This window comes from Gluconobacter oxydans (genome assembly GCF_006539685.1).
In the GTDB taxonomy this organism is placed as follows: Bacteria; Pseudomonadota; Alphaproteobacteria; order Acetobacterales; family Acetobacteraceae; genus Gluconobacter; species Gluconobacter oxydans.
Genome location: NZ_BJNM01000016.1, coordinates 37,429 through 63,391 on the forward strand (window position 1 = coordinate 37,429; position 25,963 = coordinate 63,391).

Sequence of the window (25,963 nt, forward strand, 5' to 3'; positions counted from 1 at the left end):
GCCTGTCGCTGAATGCGGCACGCAAGCGTCTCCCCCGATCCGGAAAATCCGTGCCTCGATGAACACCCAGCCTCACCATTCCAGCCCGGATTCCCCTCAGGACGGCGGCTGGTTTCCTATTTCCATCCGTCTTTCGGGCGCGCGGGTCCTGCTCGTGGGCGGCGGAGAAATCGCCGTCAACAAGGGACGGCTGCTGCTCGATCACGGAGCGCGGATCGACGTCCTGGCCGAAAAACTGCACCCGGCCGTGCAGGGCTGGGTCGAGAACGGCAGGGTGCGCCATGTGGGCGAACGCGCGGATGAGGCGGTGTTGCGCCGTCTGCTTCCGGGCTGCCGGCTGGTCTATGCCGCGACCGACAGCCGGGACACCAACCGTCAGGTCGCGGCTCTCGCTGACGAACTGAATATCCCCGTCTGCGCCGTGGACGATCCCGGACCTTCCAGTTTCATCACGCCCGCTCAGGTGCGTCGGGGCATGGTGCGCGTGGCCGTCTCCACCGGAGGCGCGGCCCCCGTTCTGGCGCGCCGCCTGCGCGAACAGATCGAGACACTGCTGCCCGAAGGCACGGGGCGCCTGGCGACCTATATGCAGTCCCGCCGGGCGTTCGTCTCGGGGCGCTATCCCAATGTTCAGGACCGCAAACGCATCTGGGAGGATTTTCTGGATGGTCCCGGCGCGGAAGCCGCGCGCTCTGGTGATGAAAGCCGGGCGGATGCGCGACTGGAGGTGCTGCTGGACGGGGAGCGCAAGTCGGGAGAAGTCTGGCTGGTGGGGGCGGGTCCCGGTGATCCGGATCTGCTGACCCTCAAGGCGCTGCACCTGATGCAGAATGCGGATTCCGTACTCTATGACAATCTGGTCTCGCCAGCCCTGCTGGACATGGTGCGCCGGGACGCCGAACTCGTCTTCGTCGGCAAGCAGCGGGATCGTCATGCCCTGCCGCAGGACGAGATCAACCGCGAGATGGTCCGACGTGCACAGGGCGGCGAGCGCGTCCTGCGTCTCAAGGGCGGGGACCCGTTCATTTTTGGGCGTGGCGGTGAGGAAATCGAAGCTCTGGTCGAAGCCGGTGTTGCGTTCCGGCTGGTGCCGGGCATTTCCGCGGCCAATGGCTGCGCAGCCTATTCCGGCATTCCGCTGACGCATCGGGACTGCGCGCAGGCCTGCCTGTTCGTGACCGGACATGCAAAGGCGGACGGCGTTCTGGATCTGCCCTGGGACGACATGGCCGATCGCCGCCAGACGGTAGTGATCTATATGGGCATCTCGACCCTGCCGCAGCTTGCCGCCGGACTTCTGGGAAAAGGACTGCCGGCTGACTGGCCGGTGGCGATCGTGGAGCGGGGCACGCAGCCGCGACAGCGGGTTTTCACCGGGACGCTGTCTACCATCGCGCAGCAGGCGGCCGAAGCGCAGGTGAAATCGCCCGCGCTGGTGATCGTCGGGCAGGTCGTCCGGCACCGGGTCGTTTCGCCCTGAGGTGACGGGGTCTGCATGGCTGGAAGACATACTCTTTCAGCCATGCTTTGAATGCATATCGCTCCGTATGATCCTGCGGGTTGCTCACGGGCTCACCTGCCTGTGAAACTCCTGTTCTTTCAGTCACATCGCGTTTCACAGTCCGGGGCCCCATGAGCACAGTTGCGTCCATTATCGTCTCGATCGCAGAGGAGATGCGCACGGCCTCCGAACGGGGCACGGTCGCCAATTACATTCCCCCGCTCGCACGGGTGGATCTGAACCGGTTCGGCATGGCCGTTGTGGGCATGGACGGAGAGACGCATACGGTCGGAGATGCGGAAGTCCCGTTCTCGGTCCAGAGTGTGTCCAAGGTCTTCAGCCTGAGCATGGCGCTTAATGCGATGGGGGACGAACTGTGGGGGCGGGTGCGTCAGGAGCCGTCGGGCAGCGCGTTCAATTCCATCGTCCAGCTTGAAAACGAACACGGCATTCCCCGCAATCCGTTCATCAATGCGGGCGCCATCGTCATCGCTGACATTCTGGTCTCGCGTTATGGCCGCGAGAATGCCCAGACACGCCTGTTGGAGTTCCTGCGTCCGCTGGTGAGCGATCCGTCCTCGATCGACATCGATACCGATGTCGCCCGGCAGGAACGTGAGACCGGTTTTCGCAACATGGCGCTGGCGAACTACATGCGGACCTTCGGGAATATCCGCAATGTGGTCGAGGACACGCTGGATTTCTATTTCCATCAGTGCGCGCTCACCATGAGCTGCCACCAGCTGGCGCAGGTCGGGACCTGTCTGATGACGGGCGGCCGGAACCCGCTTACGGGCGAGCGCATCATGTCGGAGCGCAATGCCCAGACCATCCTCGCGCTGATGATGATGTGCGGCCATTATGACGGCTCCGGCGCCTTTGCCATCCGTGTCGGACTGCCGGGAAAATCCGGCGTTGGGGGCGGCATCCTCGCCATTGCGCCGGGCGTGGCATCCATTGCCGTCTGGTCTCCGGGCCTGAATGCTCAGGGCAACTCCCTGCTGGGGACCCGTGCGCTGGAACGGCTCGTGCAGCACACGGGATGGTCCGTCTTCAGGGCAAACCCGTGGGTCGCCAATCCGACCTGATCTTCAGCCTGCCAGCGTGTCGTAAAGCAGCTTGAAGTTCAGCAGCAGGATCAGCCCGGCAACACCCCAGGACAGGATGCGGACAGGGGTGGAAATCACGAATTCGCCCATTTTCCGGCGGTCCGAGACGAACATGACCAGCGGTATGACGGCAAAGGGCAGTTGCAGCGACAGGATGACCTGACTGGCCATCAGCAGATCGCCCACGCCCCGGTTGCCATAGATCAGCGTAACGATGGCCACGGGCACAATCGCCAGTCCGCGGGTCAGAAGGCGTCTGGCCCAGTGCGGGATGCGGAGGTGCAGGAAGCCCTCCATGATGATCTGCCCGGCCAGTGTGCCGGTAATCGTCGAATTCGTGCCTGCTGCCAGAAGGGCAAGCGCGAACAGCGTGGACGCCATGCCAAGCCCCAGGATCGGGGAAAGCAGCCTGTAGGCATCCTGGATTTCCGCTACGTCCTGATGGTCGGAAGTGTGGAACGCTGCGGCCGCTACGATCAGGATCGCCGCATTGATGAACAGCGCCAGCGTCAGGGCAATCGTGCTGTCCCAGGTTGTCCAGCGGATCGCATCCCGCCGCCCGGCTGGCGTACGCTCATAAGCGCGGGTCTGCACGATCGAGGAATGCAGATACAGGTTATGCGGCATGACCGTGGCGCCAATGATGCCGATGGCGACATAGAGCATCCCCGGCGTCGTCACGATCTTCGGATCAGGAAGGAGGCCGGCCAGAATGCTGTGTACGGGCGGGGCTGCGGCGATGAGCTGGATGCCGAAACACAGCGCGATAATGCCTAAAAGCGCGATGACGAAGGCTTCCAGATACCGGAAGCCCCGGTTCATCAGCAGCAGGACGATCAGTGCGTCCAGAATGGAGAGCAGCGCGCCGCCCAGAAGAGGCAAGCCGAACAGAAGCTGAAGCGCCACCGCCGTGCCGATCACTTCCGCCAGATCACAGGCGATGATGGCCAGTTCACACGCCAGCCACAGCACGATGTTCACAGCCGGTGAGAAATGATCCCGGCACGCCTGCGCCAGATCCCGTCCGGTCGCGATCCCGAGGCGTGCGGAAAGCGCCTGAAGCAGGATGGCCATCAGGTTCGACAGCATGATGACGCAGAGCAGGGTATAGCCGTAGCGCGACCCGCCCTGCAGGTCCGTGGCCCAGTTGCCCGGGTCCATATAGCCGACCGACACCATGAAGCCCGGCCCTACAAAAGCCAGGAAGCGTCTGAACCAGGACGCATCCGCTCCCGGAACCCGGATGCTGGAAAAGGCATCGGGCAGGCTCGGGCGCATCTCCGGGGATGGTGTGTGGGGCGAGGGGGCGTCGGACATCAGGGGTGTATTCAATCCCATCGGGAATGAATATTCAACATGCTATATTGATGAGCCTCATGAAAAACCGGGATATCGGGAAAACGTGATGGATCCTACTGGCATACATGTCGGGAATGTTTTATTCCGCCGTGAATAATGTTTTCTGCATGGAGGCACAGGACGGCGCATGGAACGGAAAAGACGTCTCAGGGATATCGCGCCCAAAGAGACGCTGCCTGACGTCGAAACCCATTCCGAAGGGTTCCGCGCCAACCGCGAGGCGCGACGCAATGTGCTGGTCGAGGACTATGTTGAGCTGATCTCGGATCTGCTGTCCGAAGGGCAGGAGGCCCGGCAGGTCGATATCGCCGGACGTCTGGGCGTGTCACAGCCGACGGTTGCGAAGATGCTCGCCCGCCTTGCGACGGAAGGCTACGTGACGCAGAAGCCTTATCGGGGTGTTTTCCTTACGCCTGCCGGGCAGGACATGGCGGACAGGGCGCGGCACCGGCACCGGATCGTGGAAGCGTTCCTGCTGGCGCTGGGCGTGAGCGAGGAAAATGCCCGCGTCGATGCCGAAGGCGTGGAGCATTACGTCGGGAGCGAAACCCTGACCCTGTTCGAAAAGGCGCTTCGCGGAAATCTGAAACAGTTCATGCAGGCGCTGCCCGACGCCTGAGAACGGGAATCAGGTGCAGATTTCGAGCTTCACGTCCTCCTGCGCCAAGGCCTTGGCGATGGACGGCTTGAGATGGGAGTCCGTCAGAACCCGGTCGAATTCCGACAGGGATGCCAGACGGTGCAGGCCGCCTTTGCGGAACTTCGTGCTGTCCACCAGCAGGACGCATTGATCTGCGATGTCCATCATGGCCCGCTTGACCTTCACCACGTCCTGATCGTTCTGGAACGCGGTTCCGTTGTGGATGATGGATGTGGAGAGGAACATCATGTTCGCCCGCAGCGACTGCGCCGCCTGCTCGCAGACCAGACCGAAGAAGGCATTGCGCGGCGGGTTATAGTCGCCGCCAAGGCAGATCAGCTTCAGATTGGGATAGGGCGACAGTGCCTGGATCACGCCGACGGCATTCGTGATGATCGTCAGTGGTGCCAGGGCCGGGAGCAGGGGCAGCATCGCGGCAACGGTTGTGGAATCGTCCAAAACCAGAACCTGCTCGGGCTGGATCAGCGAGATGGCCCGCTGGATGATGGCGTCCTTGAGATCCGTCGCGCGCGAGCGGCGGAAATTGACGGTTTTCTGTGTTGTAACCTTGTTGCGCAGAACGATGCTGCCATGCAGCTTGTCGATCAGACCCTGCTGGACCAGCGCATGCGCATCGCGGTGGATCGTCATGCGGCTGACATCGAAACGCTCGGCCAGACCTTCGATCGTAGCACTGCCGGTTTCGAGAAGAACGTCGAGGATCTGTTTCTGGCGGGCCGAATTATCCCGTCGTTTTGAACTCTGCGGCAAGGCGGTGGGGATCACGGAGCCCGGACCATCAGTCATGTCTCAAATCGATTCCTGAGCGTGAAAGCAAACAGATGAATGTAAAATCACATTCATCATATCAGGCCGGAACAGGTCTGTAACGCCTCATGAACACAATCCGGCCCCAAAAAGGTGATCATCCGGCCTCACTCGCAATGCCCAGGACCTGCGCCGTGTCCCGGCGAAGCGTTGCGCAGGCGGCTGCATCCTGCGTCAGATCCACGCCATAGGCGGGAAAAACCTGCCGCAGACGGGGCAGCCAGTCGCCCTCGACAAGCCGCTCGGGGAAGCAGCCCTGCACGACCTGAAGCGCTACGGATGCTGCGATGGACGCACCGGGAGAGGCGCCCAGCACCGCGACGAGAGAGCGGTCGGCGTTTTTGACGAGTTCGGTGCCGAAGCGGAGTTTGCCATGCAGGCCGCTATCGGGACGGATGATCTGCACCCGCTGGCCGGCCACGACCTTGCTCCAGTCTTCTGGCCGTGCGGTCGGATAAAAGTCCAGAAGGGCCTGAAAACGCGCCTCGTTGGTCTGGATGACCTGCTTTACGAGATAGTCCAGCAGGCCGAGATTGTCTTTTCCGGCCGTCAGGGCAGGGATGATGTTTTTCGGCGTAAGGGAGCGGAAATAATCCGTCCACGATCCGCTCTTGAGAAACTTTGTCGAGAAACCGGCATAAGGCCCGAACAGCAGGCAGGATTTCCCGTCGATCACGCGGGTATCGAGATGCGGGACCGACATGGGCGGGGAGCCGACGGGAGCCTTGCCGTAAACCTTGGCGTGATGCTGGCGTGTGATGGCCGGGTCGGTGCAGCGCAGCCAGAGTCCGCTGACCGGGAAGCCAGCGTAATGTGTCGCCTCGGGGATGCCGGATTTCTGAAGAAGCGGCAGGGCATTGCCGCCTGCGCCAATGAACACGAAGCGCGTCAGGACTGTTATGGCGTGGCCGCTTTCGGTGTCCGTTGCCGTAACGCGCCAGCGGCCATCCTCGGTTCGGGTCAGATCCGTAACACGATGGTTGTAGTGGATGGAGACACTGCGGTCTGTCTTGAGCGATGCGGTCAGGGCGTGGGTCAGGGCACCGAAATTGACGTCCGTGCCTTCCCTGATGCGCGTGGCCGCGACGGGCTGTGTTGTATCGCGGCCTGCCATGGCGAGCGGAGCCCATTGCGCGATGACCGCCGGATCATCGGTATATTCCATGTCGGCAAAGCAGTGATGGGCGACCATGGCCTCATAGCGAGCCTTGAGGAACGCCACATTCTCCGCACCCCAGACCAGACTGATATGCGGGCAGGGCTGAACGAACGCGGCCGGATCGGCAATCCGGCCTTCACGCACCCAGTGGGCCCAGAGCTGCCGGGAGAGGTCGAATTCCGTATTGACCGCCAGCGCCTTGGAGATATCGACGCTGCCATCCGCGCGCTGGGGTGTGTAGTTCAGTTCGCAGTTGCCTGCATGTCCGGTCCCGGCATTGTTCCAGGCATAGGAGCTTTCCTGCCCGCAGTCGGAGAGGGTTTCGAACATCACCATCGAGAGCGACGGATCCAGCTCGCGCAGCAGGGCGGCAAGCGTGGAACTCATGATCCCGGCGCCGATCAGGACGATATCGGGGCAGAGGCTGGAGAGTGACGGCATGATGCTGAAATCCGGCAGGGACTGGAAAGAAAGGCGGCTGAAAGATCCCCGAAAGCTCAGCCCGTGTAAACAGCACCGGGCGGAAGGAGCTTGCCGGGATTGAGGATATGGTGCGGATCCATCGTGTTCTTCAGGGCGCGCATCACGCTGAGGCTTCCAGGCCCATGCTCGGTTTCCAGAAACTCCAGCTTGCCCATGCCGACACCATGTTCCCCGCTGCACGACCCGTTCAGCGAAAGGGCGCGGGCTACGATCTTCCGGTCCAGATCGAGGGCCTGCTGATGCCCTTCGGGGGTGTCGTCCGTGATGATGAGCGTATGGAAATTGCCGTCCCCCACATGGCCCAGAAGGGGCGCGCGCAGGCCGGAGGCCTCGATATCGCGATGCACGCCCTCGATCAGTTCGCCCAGACGGGAAATCGGGACGATGCAGTCTGTGGAAATGACGCGCGCATCCGGAACGATGGCCTTGGCCGCCCAGTAGGCGTCATGCCGCGCTTTCCAGAGGCGGGTGCGGTCTTCGGGACTTTCGGCCCAGGCAAAGCCAAGCCCGTTATTGCCGGACGCAATGGCTTCGGTCGTCTCGACCTGCTCGCGTACCGCTGCGGGCGAGCCTGTGAACTCGAAAAACAGCGTGGTCAGCGGCTGATATTCGTTCAGGCCGGAATACTGGATGGAAGCTGCCATCTGCACGCTGTCCATCAGTTCCACGCGGGTGATGGGGATGCCGCACTGGATGATTTCCATGGCAGTCTGGATGGCGTCATGCAGGCTTTCGAATTGGCAGATCGCGGCCGAAACACTGTCTGGACGCCCATGCAGACGGAGCTGGACTTCGGTGATGATCCCGAGCGTACCTTCCGAGCCGACGAACAGCGATGTCAGGTCATAGCCGGTGGACGATTTGCGGACGCGGCCACCTGTGCGGATGATTTCGCCGGTCGCGAGAACAACCGTCAGGCCCAGCACATTTTCTTTCATCGTGCCGTAGCGTACGGCGGCCGTGCCCGAGGCGCGGGTGGCGCACATACCGCCGATCGTAGCTTCCCCACCCGGATCGACCGGAAAGAACAGGCCCGTATCGCGGATTTCAACATTCAGCGTCTGGCGCGTGATGCCGGCTTGGACCCGGCAATCCAGATCCTCGGCGTTCAGGTCCACGATCCCCGTCATGCGTGACAGATCGAGGCTGATGGCCTGTTCGGGCGGCACGACATGACCTTCGACGGACGTGCCAGCGCCGAACGCCACGACCGGAACGCGCCATTCATGGCAGTGCCGCAGGACGGTTGCGACATCCTGAGTACTTTCAGCAAACACCACCGCCTCGGGCAGGTTGGAGGCATTCATGGCCTCGCCGTGGCTGTGCTCTTCGCGAACGGAGGGTGCCGTGCTGATCCGCTCACCCATGACGGGCTGGAGGGCTTTGAGAACGGCCTGAAGGCGGTCCGGAGCGGAGGCGGAAGAGGCGGTCATGACTGGTTCCGGCATGAAGAAAGGATGCCCTTCATAAGCCGGATCGGAGCCCTGGGAAATATCTTCGGATCAATATGGGGGGATAAAATGGAATAATCTGTCGGCAAATGAATGCACGATGCAAGATCAGATATTATCCGTGACTATCTCAGGAAAATATTGCTCGCCCGGCTGACGAAGATATAGGTCCGGTAATCGTCCTTGTTGTTCACGATGATCCCCTGTTCCAGATCCGCGCCAACCTTCATGGCTGATCCGATCACTAGGATCTTGCGGTTCAGGACCATCTTGCGGAAATCGCCGCCCAAACGGATATCGGCGTTATAGGCCACGGCGGACGTGATCTGCACGGCGACATTGGCCCGGTCCAGATAGGAATCTTCCGAATTGAGGAAGACCATCTTGTTGAAGACATTCACGCTTTTCACGGTCATGACGAACGTGCCGGGCACAACGGTCCGGTTCGTGGTCTCACGCAGGGTATCCGCCGGTGTCAGCCGCTTCTCGAGAACCAGGTCACCGGAACAGGCAGTCTGCGCGACCAGCAACGTGAACAGAACAAGCGAAAAAAGGGCCTTGCGGACGGTCATCTGAATATTGCTGCCGGCTGTGAAGATGCCGGACCGAGCCTAGGAAAGAATATTCCGGATGTCGTGCGAAATATTCATGTCGTGTTGACGAAAATCAGGGCTCACGGCGTGAAGACGACTGTTCTGTTGCCGTTGATGATGGTCCGGCGCTCAATGTGATACCGGACAGCACGTGCCAGAACCCGGCGTTCGATATCGCGCCCTTTACGGATCAGGTCATCGGGCGTGTCAGCATGGGAAATGCGCTCCACGTCCTGTTCGATGATCGGGCCTTCATCAAGATCACGCGTGACGTAATGGGCCGTCGCGCCGATCAGCTTCACGCCGCGCGCAAAGGCCTGATGATAGGGCCGCGCGCCCTTGAAGCCGGGCAGAAAGGAGTGATGGATGTTGATGCAATGCCCCGACAGGCTGGCAGCCATCTCATTGGACAGGACCTGCATGTAGCGCGCGAGAATGACCAGTTCGGCCCCGGTCGCGGCAAACAGGTCCAGAATTTGTGCTTCCTGCGCGGGCTTCGTGTCTTTCGTGACAGGAAGGTAGTGGAACGGGATGCCGTAGAAATCCAGATCCGCGAAGACCTCGCGCGGGTGATTCGACACGATCCCAACGGGCTCGATCGGGAGTTCCCCGATGCGCCAGCGATACAGCAGATCCACCAGGCAATGATCGAAACGCGAGACCATCAGCAGGACCTTTGGCTTCACGCTCCGGTCATGCAGCGCCCAGTCCATGCTGAACGTCTCGCCCAGAACAGCCAACGCCTCGCGAAGCTGCTGCATGCTGGTCTGGCCATCCGTGATCTCGAAGACGATCCGCATGAAGAAGACCGTGCTGTCCCGGTCATCAAACTGCTGGGCTTCGGTGATGTTGGCGTTCAGTTCCGCAAGCCTGCCGCTGATTGCCGCCACAATGCCCGGGCGGTTGGGGCAGGAAAGCGTCAGGACATAGGTGGTCTGCGGAACTGATGGGGCCGTCATGGACTGTCTTTTCTCGTCTTTTTTAAAGCCTGCCGTCCTCAGACGGTGAAGTATTTTGCCCGTGGGTTCAGCATCACGAGTGCGGATGTCGACTGTTCGGGGTGAAGCTGATAGCCGTCCGAAAGCGACACGCCGATGCGTTCGGCATCCAGCATTTTCAGGATCGGTTCCTGATCCTCAAGCCGCGGGCAGGCGGGATAGCCGAAGGAATAGCGCGAGCCGCGATAGGACTGCGACAGCAGCTTCTCCATGTCGCGGTCGTCTTCGCCAGCAAAACCCAGCTCGGCACGGATGCGCTTGTGCGTGTATTCCGCCATGGCTTCCGCCATCTCGACCGACAGGCCGTGCAGGTACAGATAGTCCTGGTAGCGGTTTTCCTCGAACCACACCCGCGCCAGATCAGACGCCTTCTGCCCGACGGTCACGACCTGCAGTCCGACCACATCGCGGGTATCATCGCTGATGTCGCGGACGAAATCGGCGATGCACTCGCCGTCATCCTTGGGCTGGCGTGGCATGGTGAAACGTGCGGCTTCCGTCTTGCCGTCTTCTTCGAAGAGTACGAGATCGTTCCCGTCACCCGCGGCTTTCCAGTACCCATAGATCGCCTGCGGCCGGATGATGTCCTGCTCAGCACTCAGCGCCAGCATGCGCTTCAGCACGGGGCGGAGTTCGGTCTTGGCGTATTCCATGAATTCGTCGAGGGAGCGGCCCTGTTTCCTAAAGCCCCACTGGAACTGGTACAGCGAGCGCTCATTGAGGAACGGCAGAACCGCATTCGGCGTCGCTTCGAGCACACGTCCACCCCAGAATGGCGGCGTAATGACCGGCTCGGAGCCTGAAATCCGCTCACGCCGGGCCTTGGCGGCTTCGCGATCCACAACGCCAAAGCCGCGCGTTTCCGCGATTTCCGGGGCACGCGCCGTCTTGCGGCTCGCTTGGCTGGCGCGGCGTGTCTGGATCGCCCCAAGATAGGAATCAAGTTCCTTGTTGGCGATCTTGTCCATCAGGCCCAGACCGTCGAACGCGTCACGCGCATAGGCCACGCGCCCCGGCTCACCAGCGCCATAGGAGCGGGCGCATTCTTCCTCGACGTAATTGCGCGTCAGGGCCGCGCCGCCGAGAATGACTGGTACGTCAAAGCCCTGACGGTGCATTTCCTCGAGGTTTTCGCGCATGATGACCGTGGACTTCACCAGAAGCCCGGACATACCGAGCGCATCTGCCTTGTGCTCCTTCACGGCCGCGATCATGTCCGCGAGCGGCACTTTGATGCCCAGATTGATGACCTGGTAGCCGTTATTGGTCAGGATGATGTCCACGAGGTTCTTGCCGATGTCGTGCACGTCGCCCTTGACGGTGGCGAGCACCATCGTGCCGCGATGCTGGCCTTCCACGCGCTCCATGTGCGGCTCAAGCCAGGCCACGGCGGTTTTCATCGTCTCGGCGGACTGCAGCACGAACGGCAACTGCATCTTGCCCGAACCGAACAGTTCGCCGACGACCTTCATGCCATCCAGCAGGACATTGTTAATGATGTCGAGCGGGGGCATTTCCGCCATCGCGTCTTCCAGATCCTGTTCGATGCCTTTGCGGTCACCGTCCACGATCCGGTCCTTCAGACGCTCCGCCGGGGTTTCCGCGCGGCGCTTCTTGACGGCATCGGCGGCCTTTCGCCCGGCAAACAGTTCCAGCAGCTTCTGGAGCGGATCGTAGTCTTCAGTGCGGCGGTCGAAGATCAGGTCTTCCGCGACCTTGACCTCTTCCGGGGCAATCAGATGCAGCGGACGGATCTTGGAGACATGCACGATCGCACCCGTCATGCCGGCCTTGACCGCATGATCCAGAAACACCGAATTCAGCACCGCACGCGCGGCCGGATTCAGGCCGAAGGAGATGTTCGACAGGCCGAGGATGATCTGGATGTCCGGAAACTTGTCGCGGATCAGCTTGATGCCCTCAAGCGTCCATTGCCCAAGCTTGCGGTCGTCTTCAACACCTGTGGCGATAGTGAAGGTCAGCGGATCGATCATCAGATCGGACTGCGGCAGTCCGTACTGGTTGCACGCGAAATCGACCAGACGTTCGGCAATGCGCAGCTTGTCCTGCGGCTCCTTCGCCATGCCGACTTCGTCGATCGTCAGCGCAATCATGGCCGCGCCGAACTTGCGGGCCAGCTTCATGCGGTCATGGGCCTGCTGCTCACCATCCTCGAAGTTGATCGAGTTGATGATGGGCTTGCCGCCGTGCAGCTTGAGCGCGGCCTCAATGACCGGCGTTTCGGTGGAATCGATCACCAGCGGCGCATTCACGGACGATGTAAAGCGCGTAACTACCTCGTTCATTTCGCGAACTTCATCACGCCCCACGAAGGCCGTGCAGATGTCGAGCGCGTTGGAGCCTTCAGCGGCCTGTTCACGTCCGATGGCGACGCAGCCATCCCAGTCATTGGCTTCCTGAAGCTCGCGCCATTTCTTGGAGCCGTTGGCGTTGCAGCGCTCGCCGATGGAGAAATAGCTGTTTTCCTGACGCAGCGGCGTCTGGGTGTAGAGGCTGGAGACCGAGGGCATCCAGATCGTGCTGCGCTTGACCGGGGCAGGGCGCAGCTTCGTGCCGCCCAGACGGCGGAGCATCCCGTCCAGAGCCTGAATATGCGGCGTGGATGTGCCACAGCAGCCGCCGATCAGGTTCAGCCCGTCTTCCTTGACGAAGCGCTCCATCCAGACAGCCATTTCCTCGGGGCTGAGCGGATAGACGGTCTTGCCGTCCACAAGCTCGGGCAGACCGGCATTGGGCTGCATGGAAATGAGGCCCGGCCAGTTTTCCGACAGCCAGCGGACATGCTCACCCATTTCCTGCGGGCCCGTGGCGCAGTTCAGTCCGAGAGACGGCACATCCAGCGCCTGAACGGTCGTGGCGGCAGCGGCGATATCGGGGCCGACCAGCAGCGTGCCGGTGGTTTCGACCGTGACCTGTACGAAGATCGGCGCATCGGAGCCGAGTTCGATCCGCGCAATCTTGGCGGCATTCACGGCGGCCTTGATCTGGAGCGTGTCCTGACATGTCTCGATCAGGAACCCGTCTACACCGCCGTCAATCAGGCCGCGGCACTGTTCGACCAGACCGGCTTCCAGATCGTCATAGGCAATGTTGCCCAGCGTCGGCAGTTTCGTGCCCGGACCGATGGAGCCCATGACATAGCGGTGCCGCCCGTCGGCAAACGTCTCTGCGGCTTCACGGGCCAGCGTGGCTGCCGTGCGGTTGATTTCACGCGTGCGGTCCTGAAGCCCGAACTCCGCCAGCGTAACGATAGAGCCGCCAAACGTGTTCGTCTCGACCATGTCCGCACCGGCTTCGAAATAGCCGCGATGAATTTCACGGACGAGTTCCGGGCGCGAGAGGTTCAGGATTTCGGTGCAGTTTTCCTGCCCCCAGTAATCACGCTCGACTTCCAGATCCAGCATCTGCACGCGCGATCCCATGCCGCCGTCACACAGCAGGACCTGATCGGCGAGGGCGTCAAGCAGATGGGGACGTGAGGACATGGGCAGAACGCTCTGTAGCTGTGGATGATTGGGAATGGATATGGAAGCCGCGATCGGGCTTGCGCCTCTATACACGGTCAGGGACAGGAGGGTGTAGCAAAACGGTTCCCCTCCGGCAAAGAGGCAACACCATGAAAATGCTGCCCGCTCTGCGCAGGGCTGCTACAGAAGATCACATGACGTCTTCCGGTACCGCACTGATCCCGCTGACCCTTCTGTCCGATCCAACGGAATGGCCCAAAGAGCGCAGGCGCGACGCCCTGCTCATCGGTGATCCGGGGGCGGATGGCGGGTGGGGGGATGTGGCCGATATTCCGGCGGTCTCGCCTTTCATGAACCGGCATGCGGCGGGATGTCTGTGCTGTACACGTGACCCCGTGGCCATGGTTCTGGCGCAGGTGTTTCAGGATCGTGTGGTTGGCAGGCGCCCGTTTTTCCGCGAAGTCGCAGTTCTGACCGGGGCAGGGGATCTTGTGGCGGTCCGGCAACAGCTTGAAAATGACGTTCTGGTCCGCGCCCGTTACAGGCTTGCGCCCTGAAGGGTTTTTCAGATCGGGTCTATGCTCCTGCGGGACTTCGGGATAACTGGACGGCATGACGACTGACGCAGAACAGGACGGGCCGCTCCGGCAGCGCAAGAAGGACCGCACCCACGCCGCGCTGGTGCGGGAGGCCATGCGCCTGTTCTCGACCTATGGTTACGAGGAAACATCGGTCGACGAGATCGCCGAAGCTGCGCAGATTTCGCGGCGGACGCTGTTTCGGTACTTCCCGGGCAAGGCGGACATCATCCTGGCCTGGACCGGCAGCGTGACCACGATCCTGACCGAAGCCATTCGTGACGTGCCGCTGGATGTGCCGCTACAGGATGCCGTCCTGGCCGGACTGGTGCCGGTCGTGGCGTGTTATTCGTCCGACAGGATGGACGCTTATGCCGTTGTCAGGCTCGTGGAAGGAACACCAGCCCTGAGGGATATGGCCCTGCGCCGATATTCCGAATGGGAAGAGACGCTGGCCAATGCCCTGATCGCCCGGCTGCCCGCGACCGAAATGCCCTCTCTCGTGGCCCGTCTGCTGGCCCGGACGGCGATTGCGACGTTCCGGACTGCGCTGGACGAATGGATGAAAACCGAGGGTAAATCCGATCTGGAAGCCATCCTGCGCTGGACCTTCACGCTCCAGCCCCTGCTGTGGCAGGACGACTTCCCCCTGAGTTCAGGCTGAGTTCGGGCTGGACCTCCTCAGAGGTCCAGTTCGATGCTGAAGTGATAGGTGCGCGGCAGACCGGCGACAGCCGAGTTCGTGGCCGTGCTCACACCATTGATGCTCGACGGATAGACGGACGCCCAGTAGCTCTGGTTCGTCACGTTGTTCACGCCAAAACGGAACACCAGCGGCTGCCCGTAAGCATGGGTGGCGTAACGCGCGCCCAGATCCAGCGTGACATAGGACGGCGCGAAGGTCGTGTTGTACACGTTGGCGGCGCGACGGCCCATGTAATGGACGTTCGCATTGACGGCAGCGCCCTTGAGGAACGGCAGGCGGTAATCCAGCAGCGCGTTCGCCATCAGCGGCGGCACGCCCACGACCTGCTTGTTCGCCGTCAGCGATGATCCCGTACCGAGCATCTGCGCATCCAGCCAGGTCATGCCGCCGAGGAAGGTCAGATCGTCGGTGATGTTGCCGGAAGCCTGGAACTCGACACCGTAGTTCCGTTGCAGACCGTAATTGGCATAGACCTTGGTGACGGGGTCCGTGAAGCCGTACGGGCGGGCCATGCGGAAGCCGGCGATGTTCACCTGCATGCGCTTGGCGATCAGGATCTTGTAGCCGACTTCATATTCTTCCGAACGCAGCGGCGCCGTCACTTCATTGACGTTGACCGATCCGGCAGGTGCGATGGTACCGGCCTGCAGCGACTTGCCCCAGGTGAAATAGATGGTCTGGTTATCGGTCGGCTTGTACAGCAGGCTCGTCATCGGGCTGAACGCGGCCGAGCGGGTGTAGCTGGACGTCTTGGTGCCTGTCTTGGCGTAGTTGTTCGTGCTCAGCCAGCTCCAGGCGAGGGAGCCCATGATCGACCAGTGTTTCCCGAGGGAGATGGTATCGCCCGCGAGAAGCGACTGGTTCATCGTATCGGCGGATTTGTAGCGGCCGGAATAGTAGGGCTGCGCGCTGGCGAAGCTCTTGGGATGGCCGATCGTGGCCTCCCCCAGCGTCAGGGTGCCGGTGGAGGAGGTGGGGTTGTAGTTCCCCATCACATAGCCGTTCGTGCCAAGTTCGATCTGGTGGCGCAGCGGGCCGGTGCGGAACTTGCCGTTCAGGTAGGCCATGTTGCTGCCGGCCACGAAGTCATTGGCTGTGAGGGCCGCGGAGATCGTCTGCTTGTACAGACCGGCGGAATTGAGAAGCTGGTTGGATGTGCTGAAGACGTTACGGGCCGCGTTCTGCCACAGACCACCGAGCTTGAGGCTCCAGTTGTCGTTGAAGTTATGGATGATCTTGGCCATGACCGTATCGGTTTCCATGTTATAGTCCGCCTGTGGCTGGCCATAACCCTTCTGGCTCAGATCCGGCGCCTGGGGCAGCTGGATCGCGGTGCTGTAGGCGAAACCTCCCGGAAAGCCGCGCTCGGCATAGGTGTACTGGCTGGCATCGAGCTGGATAACGGTCTTGGGCGAGAGATGGATGTCGAAATCGCCGCTGACGAGATCACGCCGCAGATGCGAGCCCTCGACATAGCCTTCGCCGTTCTGGTTCAGCAGGTTCAGGCGATAGCCGAACCAGCCGTTCCGGCCCACGCGTCCGGAGACATCCGCGCTTTCCAGCGGGGCGCCGATGGAGTCCGTCCCCACGACCAGTCGCTCGGTCATGCGGTCCGTCGGGCGTTTGAGCGTGAAGTCGAACGTGCCAGCCGGATTCTGGGGCCCGTAAAGCGCGCCGGCCAGACCATTCAGAACCTGCATGCTGTCGAACTGCTCGGCGGCATAAGGTGTGGTGATGACCATGTTCAGCCCGTCCATGCGGGTGTTGGCAATCACGTCACCTTCAAAACCGCGGGACTGCGGGCGGCTGGTGTTCGGATCGCCGCGCATTTCAAGCTGCACAGACGGGACATAGGCCACGAGATCGTTGATATTGCGCGCCTGCTGGTTCACCAGGACGTCATGTGGCACGACCATGATGGACATGGGCGTGTCGAGGACGGAGCGCGTTCCAAGTGGGCCGAGCGCCACGTCCTTGGTCCGGTAATCGGCAGCCGTACCGGTGCCGTTGCGGCTGTGAACCGTGATGTTCTCGGCCTTCGGGGCGGCAGGGGCGGCCTTGGCCGGAGCAGCGGGATGTGCTGCTTTCTGCTTGGAAGCCGGTTGTGTTTCCGCTGCAAATGCTGGCATACTGCTCAGTACAGATCCGGAGAAGAGACAAAGCAGCAGGCGTGCGGATTTCATGGACGGTCGGTCCTGATCGATCTATATTGTAAAGCTGGACTTTCCTCTCTACTTTATGACACCCGGTGTCAAAATAATTCGTTCGCTTCAGCGAACCATCTGGTCCGCTTTGTCCGTGGCTGTTTCCTGAAAGACACAGATGTGGCCGATTTTACCGATCCCCATCAATCCGGTCCACGATCTTCAGAACATCCTGCCAGTTATCCGCGCGCGGGCTCCAGGTTTCCAGGGCGTTATGAGGGGCCGTGAAAAGCACGCCCTGACCCTGAAACCGCCTGAAGTGGCGCAGGTTGTCATCGATCATCACATCGGCGGCCAGAATGCTCTTGTCGCCGCAGAAAACGATGTTCAGCGGCGAGATGCAGGGAAAATGTTCCCGAAGCCAGGCGAATTTGGGCGCGCAGGACGCCGGATATTCCATGGCGGCCGTCGTGATGAAGACTTCGCAGGTCTCGCACAGGGCAGAAATGGCATCCTGTGCGCCGGGCATGACGGCGAGTGAAGCGAAGAAATCACCCTGGTGCAGCATGGCTTCCATGGCCGCATAGTCTTCAGGGGAGACAAGATCCCTGAAGCGGCGTCCGCGCAGTTCGGCGTCGGTCCACTCATAGCCGCAGGTTTTGCGGAACCACGTGCGTTGCGCAGAGAACGCATCGGCCAAGACTTCATCCATATCGACGGCCAGACGCAGGCGGAAGGGGGTCATGGGAAGCTCCGAAGCTGAAAGAGGAGCAAACTCTCGTCCTGATGGAGAGCCAAGGCAAGGGGGGGGTATCGTGACCGGTAAAAATATCTGAATACTTTAATGAAAGCGTTCCACTCCCTGATGAACAAGTATTTCAAATATGTCATTCCGAACAGAAAACTCTTTACTTAAAGTAAACTATTCTTGTTCTGTATTTCAGCAACTGTAAGCATGGGGTTCTGTTGTCGGATGGTCCGGTTCAGAACTTCTTTTTCCAGAAGAGGACGAACCGGCACCCGCAGAAGGAAAACCATCATGTTTCGTAAATATGAAGAGAATTTCCGTATCGTTTCCGCAGCTCAGGGCACCGGAAGCGGCAGCTCCGGCAATCCGGGCAATTTTTCGCAGGATCGCGAAAGGGCCTCGGAAGCGGGCCGCAAGGGCGGCGAGCACAGTCATGGCGGTCACTCCACCAAGGAGACCTCCAAGTCGTCCTCTTCAGGGGGAGAGCACTCTACCCGTGGTTTTGCCAAGGATCCGCAGAAAGCGTCCGAAGCCGGCCGCAAAGGTGGACAGGCTTCTCACAAGTCCTGAACCGACCTGCGCGCAGACAGGAGACAATTCTCTCTGCGCGACTGCTGCAAAACCTGCCGAGGGGCTACCCCCGGCAGGTTTTGTGCATTGGAGCCTTACTCCCTGCTGAGCGATCCCGTCCCGAAAGCCAGTCCGGCCGCCGCAATCAGCGCGGCATAATAGGCATCAGAATGGCTGAGGGTCGCGTCCAGATAGCCGTTCTGGGCAATGCTGGTCTGGGTCAGGGAGCCCACGCCGCTGCGATAGGCGGCGGATGACGCCTCAAAACTGGTGCGCGCTGCCGTCTCCAGTCTGCCGGATGCGGCATACGCGCTCAGGCTGGTGCGGAGGGCATTTTCCGCCGCAACGATCTGCTTGACCGAACTGTCCACGGTCTGCCGCAGGGTCGCATCCGCGCTGTCCGACTGGTCCTGCGCCTGTTTCAGAAGGGCAGCCCGCGTGCCGCCGTCAAAGATCGGCACGGTAATGCCGCCGAGGATCAGGCTGCTGAACGCATTGCTGGACAGGTTGAGCGTCGGCGGCGCCTCGCTCCCCACGCCGGGAATGGAAGACAGCGCCAGACGTCCGGTCGTGTAGGCCACGTTGCCCGTCATGAAGATCTTGGGCAGGAACTCGCTTCGCGCCGCCTGAACCCTGCTTTTTGCGGCCTTGGCGCTGGCATAGGCGGCCAGAACGTCCGGCCTGCGCGAGACAGCCTGCTGTACGAACGCATCCGTCAGGCGCATGTCGTCCAGAGCGAGGGGGCGGCCGGAAATATCCAGCGTTTCCAGCTTCGTGGCGGGGGAAATGCCGATGGCGTTGAGCAGTTCCAGCCGGGTATTTTCCTCGTCGCCCTCAGCCTGGACGAGCCGCAGTTCCGTCTGGGCCGTCGCCTGCCGGGCCTGCGTGACATCCACAATCGTGCCCTGGCCCTGATGCAGCCGGGCTTCCGCGGCCGCTTCCACAAAGCGCGCATTATCCCGCGCCTGACGCAGGAGCCGCACACGGGCCGCCGCGGCGGCATGCGTGTAATAGGCCGTCGTCACGCCATAGATGATCTTCTGATGCGTGGCGGTGAACAGCACGTTGCTGGCGATCTGGGCCTGTTTCGTGGTCTCGATTACGGCTTCGCGCTTGCCGAAATCGAACAGCAGCCATTCCATGCCAAGCGTCTGAACTTCACCCGCGCCCGAATTGTTGTTGCGCACGCCGCCCAGCGCATTTTCCAGGCCACTCAGGCCGGAATTGACGATGCCTTCGGCCGCGCCCACATTGCTGATCGTGGGGTTCGCGCCGTCATTGCGACTGTGATTATAGCCGCCCACCACAGTTGCGGTCAGGCGGGGCAGATAGGCGCTGCGGGCATTGCCGATCGCCAGAGCAGAGTCTCGGGCAAGATTCCAGGCCCGGCGGGTTTCCGGATTGGCCGACTGCGCAATATCGATCAGTTCCGCCAGCGAATAGGCATGCCCGTTCTGCACCGCAACTTCCGGAGCCGGGGGGCGCACGCGGATCTGCGTGTTCGACGGCAGGGTGTATCCGGCCGGCAGGTTCAGGGCGTGCGGATCGTGTCTGCCGGGCAGGATTTCGCCATTGGCCGCGATATTGGGCTGCCACGGTCGGTCAGGGGCTGGCGGCGCGCTGTCCAGAGCCTGCGTGGCGCAGGCCGAAAGCAGAAGCGGAGCCGAATACAGTGTGACCCGGATCAGGAGCGGAAAAGGACGGGCAGGGCGGGTCATCAGGCAATCTGTTCCAGTCGGGCCATGCGGTCAGAAAAATCCGGTCGGCCCGGCGTGACGAGCAGTTCTTCCGAAAGTTCTGCCGCGTCATCGAGTGCCTTTTGTGTTGCTTCTAGGCGGGGCAGATCGGTGCGCATATGGGCGGGTTCTGACATGGCATATTCCAGTGTGCGTTCGCTTTCCAGAAGGGCGGACTGGGTGCGGGCGATGGCATCCGACCGGGCCTGCGGCGTTGAGGCATTCGCCTGACCCTTCAGGGAGTCCGCCAGCTTGCGCAATCCGTCTCCAATCCTGTCGAACGCGCTGGCGGGCCAGAAACTCGTGAACATGGCGTAGGTGATGAAATTGCCGAGCATGATCCCCACGATCCGGTCCCGGGCGGTCGCCATGTCGGCCGTGGGGCCGTAGCCTTTCAGATCCGTCAGGTAAAAGGCCAGCCCGATCTGGAAACCGGCATAGGCAATGCGCTCATCGCCGGTTTTGACCCAGGCCGCGATCAGGGAAACCACGAAGACCAGCACCAGAAATCCGGTGATGTCATTCAGATGCGGCATGACGAAAACGATGGCGGCAATCCCGAGTGCTCCGCCCACGAGGGCACCTGAAATGCGCAGGGTCAGCTTGGAGACCATTTCCCCCATCGTCGGAAGGGCGACGATGAAGCAGGTGATGATGCAGGTATGAATGCCCGGCCAGTTCAGGACCTTGAACGTCAGATAGCTCAGCATGACCGCGGCCGTGCCTTTGACGGCAAAGCGGACATGATCGGGATTGCTGAAGGCATCATCGGCCAGAAAACCGGATTTCTTCTTCGGTGAGGGCGCTTTCGCATCATCCGCAGGGGGCGTGGCAAAATCCGGCAACAGATCCGCCAGAGCGCAGGCGGTGGAGGACGCTGCGCTGACAGCGGGCCGTCCGATGGCGGCCGGATAGTCCCCATCCGCGAAAATGGCGGTCATGTCTTCAAGGGTCTGGATCAGGCAGGCGGCGTCTGCCTGCGATAGTCCGCTTCGGTTGGCCTCGTCGGCCAGGGCGAGGACGGCCACGCTGCTGCTGGCGGCCTGTCTGAGGCACGCGAGATCGCGGGGGGACCAGATTTTTTCCAGCCCGGCCATTTTCGCTGATTTCATCATGTCGGTCGTGCCAGCGCGCAGCATGTCCGTGGCCTGTTCCCGGATGCGCGCATCCGGATCACGCAGGAGACGGCATGCCATGCGAAGACGCGCAGCAATGCTGTCGGTCAGGATCCGGCGCGGGGACGGGCAGATCAAAAGGCCAAGCACGACCATGACCGCGCCGGGAACCGCGAGAAACAGGTCCGTATAAAGCAGCGCGCGCGTCACGACTTCGCCGACCGGAACCTCATCGATCGCGATCAGCCCGTACACGGTAATCAGCCCGAGCATGTAAGCCACGGGTTTGAGCTTGCTGGCCGATCCCAGGAAGAAAAACATGAAGGACAGCAGGGCAATGACGATGACCAGCCCCATCGGGTGATCCAGCGTCAGGCGGATCAGGCCGTAAATGATCGTCAGAAGGATCAGGACCGCGACATTCACCCCGACACCGGCCAGGGCATTGGTGACGCGGTCCTTCTGCCACAGCGCCATCGTCACGAGGGCCGGGACGGCGAGTTCCGGAACCTGCCAGATTTCCCCGACCAGCACCGTCGTGGTGCATCCGGCTGCCATGCGAAGCGCGTAGCCCATGCGTCCCGGAGCGGGATTGCACACCAGACGCCAGATGCGCGAAGGACTTAGTCCGGGGCGCGTCAGGTCCGGACGTGGGTCCTCCAGTGAACGGGCGGTTTCAGGGACAGGCAGCGCCATGCCGGATCTCGACCGTCGCGGTGGCGCCAAGCCGCAGCAGAAGGGGATTCGCCTTTTCCAGCCGGATGCGGACCGGGAAGCGCTGGGCCACATGCACCCAGTCCATCTGCCGCGGCACGATCGGCAGGGAGCGCGCAATTCCAGCGGAATCCGCCGAGAGCACACCCCATCCAATGCTCTCGACATGTCCCCGAAGCGGCGTGCGCCGGTCGATCATGGAATGGACCGTCACGCAGTCCCCGATCTGCACGGCGCCGAGATTGATCTCGCGGATATTGGCTGTGGCGTACCACTCATCATCTGCAATCAGCGTGAACAGGACCTGCGATGGCGCGAGAACTTCGCCCGGTTTTACCCGCAGGCTGGTGACGTAACCGTCAACCGGAGCGATTACCGTGGTCTGCCGCAGTTCATAACGTGCATGATCAAGGGCCGCCTGACTGGCATCGCGCGCGGCAATCGAACTTTTCAGATCCCCGATCGCAGTGGTCGCCGCAGCGGACTGGTTGCGGGACTGGGCCAGCGAAACTTCGGCATCATGCAGGGCGACACGGGCCTGATCGTATTGTTGCCAGGGGATGTAGGATTTCCCCGCCAGAGGCTGAAGCCGCTGCACGGTACGCGCTGCAAGATCACGGTTGGTCTGGGCCCGGACGACCTGATCGTCGGCGGTGGCGGCATTGGACGTCTTGATGCTCAGCAGACGTGTCTGGTTTTCAACTTCCGCGCTGGCCAGATCCAGATTGGCCTGCGCCTGCCGGACGGTCAGTTCGTAGGGCTCGGGATCCAGCCGGTACAGCACGTCGCCTTTGTGAACATGCTGGTTGACCGAAACATCCAGTTCTTTGAGCCGCCCGCCCACGGTCGAGGCGACATGCACCATTTCCGCGTCGATGCTTCCGCTGTCGGAGGAGGGGTGGGTGCTGTCTTCGTGGGAGACGTGGACGCCGAACAGGACGGCCACCCCCACGCAGACAACCGCGATGACAATGCCGATCGGCTTTTTGCCGGAGACTGAAATGCGCTGCACGATCAGGGTCCGAATACCAGGGTCCACACGCCCAGTGCGGCGATGACACCCAGGGCGACATAGGTGAAAAGGCGGAAACTGAGCAGGGCATCGAGCCCCGTCAGCAGAAAGAGGACCCGCAGCCCGACGGCTGTGGCGACACCCACAAGCCCGCAGACCATCCAGTCCGGAAAATAGGCGCCCACAACGGGAAAGGACGGAGCACCACGAAGAGAACATCCCCCTGTCGCCAGAAGGGCGAGGCCGGAAAGGCAGGGGCGGAGGCGGGCAGGTCGCATGAGGGGAATGGAAACTTTCGCGCGGCCATAAAGGGACTCGGAGCCTATCACATCCTTTTCCGAAAGCCACAGTCTGGCGGGAGGAACGGGTAGTCGGAAAAGAAAACCGGAGCGTCGCGCGGAAGTTTCAGTAGACATGAACTGTGAAGACAATGGTGTGGAGCAATGACGGACAGATTTTTCCCTGCAATGTTTCTTCTGGGTCTGCTGGCAAGTGGGCCGGCCTTCGCCGCCCGGCAGGATCTTGTCCTGTCGCCGGTCAATACTCAGGCTCTTCTGCATGCGCGTTCGGCCCTGACGGATATTGACGGAAATTTCGGAGATGTGTCCGGAGCACTGACTTACGATCTGGACCGGCAGAGCTGTCACGTGGACATGACCATGAATGTCAGTTCCCTCAAGGTCGGCAGTGCCGTGCTGAAGCAGGTTATGCTCTCGGGTATCATGCTCGACAGCGACACCCATCCCGTCATGAGATATGTAGGGGACTGCCGGCCTCGGATCGTCAAGGGGCAGCTCCGGATGGAGCTTGCGGGAAAACTGACCATGCGCGGCCAGACGCATCCGCTCGTTCTGACGGCGGAGCTTCAGTTCCAGGGCAATACCCTGATGCGCATCGTCAGCCATGGCAGCTTTGACCAGCGGCAATGGGGCATGAGCACGCTTCTTCATTCGGTGGATCCCATGGTCCGTGTCGAGACCGTGATCCTCATGAAGTAATCTCTGTCATGCTTGAAGGGCCGCGGGCCATCCGATAAGCAGGCTCGGAAAAATCCCTGTTTCTCCAGCTTCTGGCCCTTTGGACATGACCTTGCGGACGCCCCTGATCCTTTCCTTCGGCAGCATCAACATCGATCTGACGGCCCGCAGCCAGCGGCTTCCACGCCCGGGTGAGACCGTTCATGCCGAGAGCTATGCGATCGGTCTGGGCGGCAAGGGCAGCAACCAGGCGGCCGCGGCCGCGCGACTGGCGCAGGCATTCGACGTGGATGTCGCACTGGCAGGGCGTGTGGGGTGCGATGCGTTCGGGGCTCAGGCCCGGGCCAGCCTTGCCGGGTTTGGGGTGGATCTGTCACCTCTACGGGATGATGCGGACAACCCGACCGGGATTGCCCTGATCGGGATCGATGCGGCGGCCGAAAACTGCATCACGGTCGCGGGTGGGGCGAACATGGCGGTGGACGAAACGGATATCATGGCTGCGGCCCCCTGGCTGGATCGGGCAAAAGTCCTGCTGCTGCAGCTTGAAATCCCCCAGTCTGCCGTTCTGGCTGCGGCGCGCCGGACCCGGAGCGCGGGTGGCCTCGTCGTGCTGGACCCGGCTCCCGCGCCGGAGCATGGGTTGCCTGAAGCGCTGTGGTCCGAGATCGACATTCTCACACCCAATGAAAGCGAAACCTTCAGCCTGACTGGCATCCGTCCTGCAACAGTGAAAGAGGCGTGCAGGGCAGCGGAAATCCTGCTGGCGAAAGGTGTCCGGGCGGTTCTGGTGAAGATGGGGGCGAAGGGCGTGTTCTGGCATGATGGGACCGGATCAGGCCATCTGCCGCCATTCCGGGTTGTTCCGATCGATACCGTGGCGGCCGGAGACTGCTTCAACGCCGGTCTGGCCGTGGCGCTGGCCTGTGGGGAAAGCCTGCCCGATGCGGCACGGATTGGGTCCGCCTGCGGGGCGCTCGCCACGACCCGTCATGGCGCTGCCGATGCTGCTCCGGGATGGAATGAGGTCGAAGCTCTGATCCGGGTTTGAAAAAACCCTGCTTGCGCCATCAGTTTTTTGGGTTCAGGGTCCCCGGCACAAAATTGCAGAATGGGCCTGTGGGAAAATGACCAGAAAACGCATTATCTGGATGGTCCTGTCCGGCGCTCTCATGACGGCGTTTTTCCTTGTCGCCTGCATGACGACGACGATGGATGCCGCGGGGCATATTCATGCCAGTTATTTCTGGATGACCGGCTTCGTCATTTTCGCCATCGTGCATGTTTACTGTACCTGCATGTCCAAATGATCCGCGGATCACTTCCGTTTTGCGCCGGCATGAAACAAAGGCAGGGTCCCGTGGGAGCCCTGCCTTTCCGGTCTGGAACGGAGCGTGATCAGTACGGTCCGGGGCCATATCCCGGAGCCACGGTACCTGGCGGGGGCGGCGGGGGAGCCACGGGAACGCCCGGCTGCACCACGCCACTGTTGGCCGTCACGACGCCGGCGATGAGGCCGGTCGCCAGGGCCGTCAGCAGGAACTGGTTGCCGTAGCGCATCCAGTATTAACCGCGCGGCGGAGCATAGAGGCCGCGATAGTTGCGCCAGTTGTTCACGGCCCAGCGGCTGCCACGGGGACCGTCATAGCGGTCGCCACGACCCCAGATGCGGTTCTGTCCGCCGCCATGACCGCCACCGCGGAAATCCCCGTGACCGCCGCCGGGGCCACCCGGACCACCAGGGCCGCCGCCACGCGGATCAGCAGAGGCGAGAGGAGCTGCGGCGAGGAAGCAGGCAGCCATCAGTCCTGCAAAAAGTCTTGCCTTCATAACGCACCTTCAAACCCAGTCATGACCTCCCGGCTGAAACGGCCGGGGGCATGCTCTGAACTGTCATAAAGCCCTTCAAGCGTGGCTGGAATATGGCTTTATGGACCGCGCGATGTAACGGCCCGGAAGAGCCCCGGTTTCTTTTGGTGTGATGGATAGGGCGGGGAGGGTCTTCAGCGGCTCTCCGTGTGATACAATGTGCGCTTATGTTCGTTTTCTCACAT

24 protein-coding genes are annotated in these 25,963 nt (G+C 61.6%); 9 read left to right on the top strand and 15 right to left on the bottom strand.

Going from position 1 to position 25,963, the window contains the following annotated elements; all coding sequences use genetic code 11:
- Nucleotides 1–58: 58 nt before the first annotated feature.
- Together cysG and GOX01_RS08165 are read left to right on the top strand one after the other, a co-directional pair.
- Nucleotides 59–1,480: a siroheme synthase CysG gene (gene cysG / locus GOX01_RS08160; RefSeq protein WP_011253578.1), complete on the top strand. Its 1,422-nt coding sequence runs from the start codon at nucleotides 59–61 to the stop codon at nucleotides 1,478–1,480.
- Nucleotides 1,481–1,632: 152 nt separating this feature from the next.
- Nucleotides 1,633–2,589: a glutaminase gene (locus tag GOX01_RS08165; protein WP_011253579.1), complete on the top strand. Its 957-nt coding sequence runs from the start codon at nucleotides 1,633–1,635 to the stop codon at nucleotides 2,587–2,589.
- Nucleotides 2,590–2,592: 3 nt separating this feature from the next.
- On the opposite strand, the gene GOX01_RS08170 is transcribed toward GOX01_RS08165, so the two are convergent.
- Nucleotides 2,593–3,927 carry an Nramp family divalent metal transporter gene (locus GOX01_RS08170; protein WP_228119224.1) on the bottom strand — a complete coding sequence of 445 codons (1,335 nt, stop codon included), beginning with the start codon at nucleotides 3,925–3,927 and terminating at the stop codon, nucleotides 2,593–2,595.
- 169 nt (nucleotides 3,928–4,096) lie between these two features.
- Here GOX01_RS08170 and mntR point away from each other — a divergent pair, with 169 nt between their 5' ends.
- Complete coding sequence (mntR, locus tag GOX01_RS08175; protein ID WP_011253581.1) at nucleotides 4,097–4,588, top strand: manganese-binding transcriptional regulator MntR; 492 nt, start codon at nucleotides 4,097–4,099, stop codon at nucleotides 4,586–4,588.
- A gap of 9 nt (nucleotides 4,589–4,597) precedes the next feature.
- Here mntR and GOX01_RS08180 read toward each other — a convergent pair whose 3' ends face one another.
- The 6 genes from GOX01_RS08180 to metH form a co-directional block, all read right to left on the bottom strand.
- Nucleotides 4,598–5,416, bottom strand: a complete 819-nt coding sequence (locus GOX01_RS08180; RefSeq protein ID WP_011253582.1) for a DeoR/GlpR family DNA-binding transcription regulator — start codon at nucleotides 5,414–5,416, stop codon at nucleotides 4,598–4,600.
- A gap of 118 nt (nucleotides 5,417–5,534) precedes the next feature.
- Nucleotides 5,535–7,037: a malate dehydrogenase (quinone) gene (mqo, locus tag GOX01_RS08185; protein WP_011253583.1), complete on the bottom strand. Its 1,503-nt coding sequence runs from the start codon at nucleotides 7,035–7,037 to the stop codon at nucleotides 5,535–5,537.
- Between the two features lie 56 nt (nucleotides 7,038–7,093).
- Complete coding sequence (locus GOX01_RS08190) at nucleotides 7,094–8,512, bottom strand: FAD-binding oxidoreductase (RefSeq protein WP_024717105.1); 1,419 nt, start codon at nucleotides 8,510–8,512, stop codon at nucleotides 7,094–7,096.
- Nucleotides 8,513–8,655: 143 nt separating this feature from the next.
- Complete coding sequence (locus GOX01_RS08195; protein ID WP_011253585.1) at nucleotides 8,656–9,102, bottom strand: hypothetical protein; 447 nt, start codon at nucleotides 9,100–9,102, stop codon at nucleotides 8,656–8,658.
- Between the two features lie 101 nt (nucleotides 9,103–9,203).
- Complete coding sequence (gene purU / locus GOX01_RS08200; RefSeq protein WP_011253586.1) at nucleotides 9,204–10,082, bottom strand: formyltetrahydrofolate deformylase; 879 nt, start codon at nucleotides 10,080–10,082, stop codon at nucleotides 9,204–9,206.
- A 38-nt stretch (nucleotides 10,083–10,120) separates the two neighbouring features.
- Nucleotides 10,121–13,627 (bottom strand): methionine synthase, encoded by a 3,507-nt coding sequence (gene metH / locus GOX01_RS08205; RefSeq protein ID WP_011253587.1) that lies wholly within the window; start codon nucleotides 13,625–13,627, stop codon nucleotides 10,121–10,123.
- A 176-nt stretch (nucleotides 13,628–13,803) separates the two neighbouring features.
- Between metH and GOX01_RS08210 the strand changes: the two genes are divergently transcribed.
- Nucleotides 13,804–14,166: a hypothetical protein gene (locus GOX01_RS08210; RefSeq protein WP_034954350.1), complete on the top strand. Its 363-nt coding sequence runs from the start codon at nucleotides 13,804–13,806 to the stop codon at nucleotides 14,164–14,166.
- Nucleotides 14,167–14,221: 55 nt separating this feature from the next.
- Complete coding sequence (locus GOX01_RS08215) at nucleotides 14,222–14,851, top strand: TetR family transcriptional regulator (RefSeq protein WP_011253589.1); 630 nt, start codon at nucleotides 14,222–14,224, stop codon at nucleotides 14,849–14,851.
- Between the two features lie 17 nt (nucleotides 14,852–14,868).
- On the opposite strand, the gene GOX01_RS08220 is transcribed toward GOX01_RS08215, so the two are convergent.
- Both GOX01_RS08220 and GOX01_RS08225 read right to left on the bottom strand, forming a co-directional pair.
- Nucleotides 14,869–17,022 carry a TonB-dependent receptor gene (locus tag GOX01_RS08220; protein WP_228119225.1) on the bottom strand — a complete coding sequence of 718 codons (2,154 nt, stop codon included), beginning with the start codon at nucleotides 17,020–17,022 and terminating at the stop codon, nucleotides 14,869–14,871.
- 205 nt (nucleotides 17,023–17,227) lie between these two features.
- Nucleotides 17,228–17,782: a 5' nucleotidase, NT5C type gene (locus GOX01_RS08225; RefSeq protein ID WP_011253591.1), complete on the bottom strand. Its 555-nt coding sequence runs from the start codon at nucleotides 17,780–17,782 to the stop codon at nucleotides 17,228–17,230.
- A 294-nt stretch (nucleotides 17,783–18,076) separates the two neighbouring features.
- Here GOX01_RS08225 and GOX01_RS08230 point away from each other — a divergent pair, with 294 nt between their 5' ends.
- Complete coding sequence (locus GOX01_RS08230) at nucleotides 18,077–18,355, top strand: con-10 family general stress protein (RefSeq protein ID WP_024717102.1); 279 nt, start codon at nucleotides 18,077–18,079, stop codon at nucleotides 18,353–18,355.
- Between the two features lie 95 nt (nucleotides 18,356–18,450).
- On the opposite strand, the gene GOX01_RS08235 is transcribed toward GOX01_RS08230, so the two are convergent.
- The 4 genes from GOX01_RS08235 to GOX01_RS08250 all read right to left on the bottom strand — a co-directional run bounded on the left by GOX01_RS08235 (nucleotide 18,451) and on the right by GOX01_RS08250 (nucleotide 23,210).
- On the bottom strand, nucleotides 18,451–20,073 hold the full coding sequence (locus GOX01_RS08235) for a TolC family protein (protein WP_062269466.1): 1,623 nt from the start codon (nucleotides 20,071–20,073) through the stop codon (nucleotides 18,451–18,453).
- Complete coding sequence (locus tag GOX01_RS08240; protein ID WP_011253594.1) at nucleotides 20,073–21,782, bottom strand: FUSC family protein; 1,710 nt, start codon at nucleotides 21,780–21,782, stop codon at nucleotides 20,073–20,075. The genes GOX01_RS08235 and GOX01_RS08240 overlap by 1 nt, the downstream gene beginning before the upstream one ends.
- A 100-nt stretch (nucleotides 21,783–21,882) precedes the next feature.
- Nucleotides 21,883–22,932, bottom strand: a complete 1,050-nt coding sequence (gene mdtN / locus GOX01_RS08245; RefSeq protein ID WP_024717100.1) for a multidrug transporter subunit MdtN — start codon at nucleotides 22,930–22,932, stop codon at nucleotides 21,883–21,885.
- A 2-nt stretch (nucleotides 22,933–22,934) separates the two neighbouring features.
- Nucleotides 22,935–23,210: a YtcA family lipoprotein gene (locus GOX01_RS08250; protein WP_024717099.1), complete on the bottom strand. Its 276-nt coding sequence runs from the start codon at nucleotides 23,208–23,210 to the stop codon at nucleotides 22,935–22,937.
- 189 nt (nucleotides 23,211–23,399) lie between these two features.
- On the opposite strand from GOX01_RS08250, the gene GOX01_RS08255 reads away from it, so the two are divergent.
- The 3 genes from GOX01_RS08255 to GOX01_RS08265 all read left to right on the top strand — a co-directional run bounded on the left by GOX01_RS08255 (nucleotide 23,400) and on the right by GOX01_RS08265 (nucleotide 25,219).
- Nucleotides 23,400–23,930, top strand: a complete 531-nt coding sequence (locus GOX01_RS08255) for a YceI family protein (RefSeq protein WP_228119226.1) — start codon at nucleotides 23,400–23,402, stop codon at nucleotides 23,928–23,930.
- 85 nt (nucleotides 23,931–24,015) lie between these two features.
- Nucleotides 24,016–24,960 (top strand): ribokinase, encoded by a 945-nt coding sequence (locus tag GOX01_RS08260; RefSeq protein WP_011253597.1) that lies wholly within the window; start codon nucleotides 24,016–24,018, stop codon nucleotides 24,958–24,960.
- 76 nt (nucleotides 24,961–25,036) lie between these two features.
- On the top strand, nucleotides 25,037–25,219 hold the full coding sequence (locus GOX01_RS08265) for a hypothetical protein (protein WP_024717098.1): 183 nt from the start codon (nucleotides 25,037–25,039) through the stop codon (nucleotides 25,217–25,219).
- Between the two features lie 88 nt (nucleotides 25,220–25,307).
- Here the strand turns inward: GOX01_RS08265 and GOX01_RS13145 are convergent, their stop codons facing one another.
- Nucleotides 25,308–25,469 carry a hypothetical protein gene (locus tag GOX01_RS13145; RefSeq protein WP_228119227.1) on the bottom strand — a complete coding sequence of 54 codons (162 nt, stop codon included), beginning with the start codon at nucleotides 25,467–25,469 and terminating at the stop codon, nucleotides 25,308–25,310.
- A 6-nt stretch (nucleotides 25,470–25,475) separates the two neighbouring features.
- Nucleotides 25,476–25,712 carry a hypothetical protein gene (locus tag GOX01_RS13150; RefSeq protein WP_228119228.1) on the bottom strand — a complete coding sequence of 79 codons (237 nt, stop codon included), beginning with the start codon at nucleotides 25,710–25,712 and terminating at the stop codon, nucleotides 25,476–25,478.
- Nucleotides 25,713–25,963 lie beyond the last annotated feature (251 nt).

Excerpts from the sequence above, each read along its gene's own strand:
- GOX01_RS08195 (WP_011253585.1), bottom strand. The coding sequence starts at position 9,102 with ATGACCGTCCGCAAGGCCCTTTTTTCGCTTGTTCTGTTCACGTTGCTG.
- GOX01_RS08180 (WP_011253582.1), bottom strand. The coding sequence starts at position 5,416 with ATGACTGATGGTCCGGGCTCCGTGATCCCCACCGCCTTGCCGCAGAGT.
- GOX01_RS08165 (WP_011253579.1), top strand. The coding sequence starts at position 1,633 with ATGAGCACAGTTGCGTCCATTATCGTCTCGATCGCAGAGGAGATGCGC.
- GOX01_RS08230 (WP_024717102.1), top strand. The coding sequence starts at position 18,077 with ATGTTTCGTAAATATGAAGAGAATTTCCGTATCGTTTCCGCAGCTCAG.
- GOX01_RS08265 (WP_024717098.1), top strand. The coding sequence starts at position 25,037 with ATGACCAGAAAACGCATTATCTGGATGGTCCTGTCCGGCGCTCTCATG.
- cysG (WP_011253578.1), top strand. The coding sequence starts at position 59 with ATGAACACCCAGCCTCACCATTCCAGCCCGGATTCCCCTCAGGACGGC.
- GOX01_RS13145 (WP_228119227.1), bottom strand. The coding sequence starts at position 25,469 with ATGCGCTACGGCAACCAGTTCCTGCTGACGGCCCTGGCGACCGGCCTC.
- metH (WP_011253587.1), bottom strand. The coding sequence starts at position 13,627 with ATGTCCTCACGTCCCCATCTGCTTGACGCCCTCGCCGATCAGGTCCTG.
- GOX01_RS13150 (WP_228119228.1), bottom strand. The coding sequence starts at position 25,712 with ATGGCTGCCTGCTTCCTCGCCGCAGCTCCTCTCGCCTCTGCTGATCCG.
- GOX01_RS08235 (WP_062269466.1), bottom strand. The coding sequence starts at position 20,073 with ATGACCCGCCCTGCCCGTCCTTTTCCGCTCCTGATCCGGGTCACACTG.
- GOX01_RS08170 (WP_228119224.1), bottom strand. The coding sequence starts at position 3,927 with ATGTCCGACGCCCCCTCGCCCCACACACCATCCCCGGAGATGCGCCCG.
- GOX01_RS08255 (WP_228119226.1), top strand. The coding sequence starts at position 23,400 with ATGTTTCTTCTGGGTCTGCTGGCAAGTGGGCCGGCCTTCGCCGCCCGG.
- GOX01_RS08225 (WP_011253591.1), bottom strand. The coding sequence starts at position 17,782 with ATGACCCCCTTCCGCCTGCGTCTGGCCGTCGATATGGATGAAGTCTTG.
- GOX01_RS08220 (WP_228119225.1), bottom strand. The coding sequence starts at position 17,022 with ATGCCAGCATTTGCAGCGGAAACACAACCGGCTTCCAAGCAGAAAGCA.
- purU (WP_011253586.1), bottom strand. The coding sequence starts at position 10,082 with ATGACGGCCCCATCAGTTCCGCAGACCACCTATGTCCTGACGCTTTCC.
- mqo (WP_011253583.1), bottom strand. The coding sequence starts at position 7,037 with ATGCCGTCACTCTCCAGCCTCTGCCCCGATATCGTCCTGATCGGCGCC.
- GOX01_RS08260 (WP_011253597.1), top strand. The coding sequence starts at position 24,016 with ATGACCTTGCGGACGCCCCTGATCCTTTCCTTCGGCAGCATCAACATC.
- mntR (WP_011253581.1), top strand. The coding sequence starts at position 4,097 with ATGGAACGGAAAAGACGTCTCAGGGATATCGCGCCCAAAGAGACGCTG.
- GOX01_RS08240 (WP_011253594.1), bottom strand. The coding sequence starts at position 21,782 with ATGGGCTACGCGCTTCGCATGGCAGCCGGATGCACCACGACGGTGCTG.
- GOX01_RS08190 (WP_024717105.1), bottom strand. The coding sequence starts at position 8,512 with ATGACCGCCTCTTCCGCCTCCGCTCCGGACCGCCTTCAGGCCGTTCTC.
- GOX01_RS08215 (WP_011253589.1), top strand. The coding sequence starts at position 14,222 with ATGACGACTGACGCAGAACAGGACGGGCCGCTCCGGCAGCGCAAGAAG.
- GOX01_RS08210 (WP_034954350.1), top strand. The coding sequence starts at position 13,804 with ATGACGTCTTCCGGTACCGCACTGATCCCGCTGACCCTTCTGTCCGAT.
- GOX01_RS08250 (WP_024717099.1), bottom strand. The coding sequence starts at position 23,210 with ATGCGACCTGCCCGCCTCCGCCCCTGCCTTTCCGGCCTCGCCCTTCTG.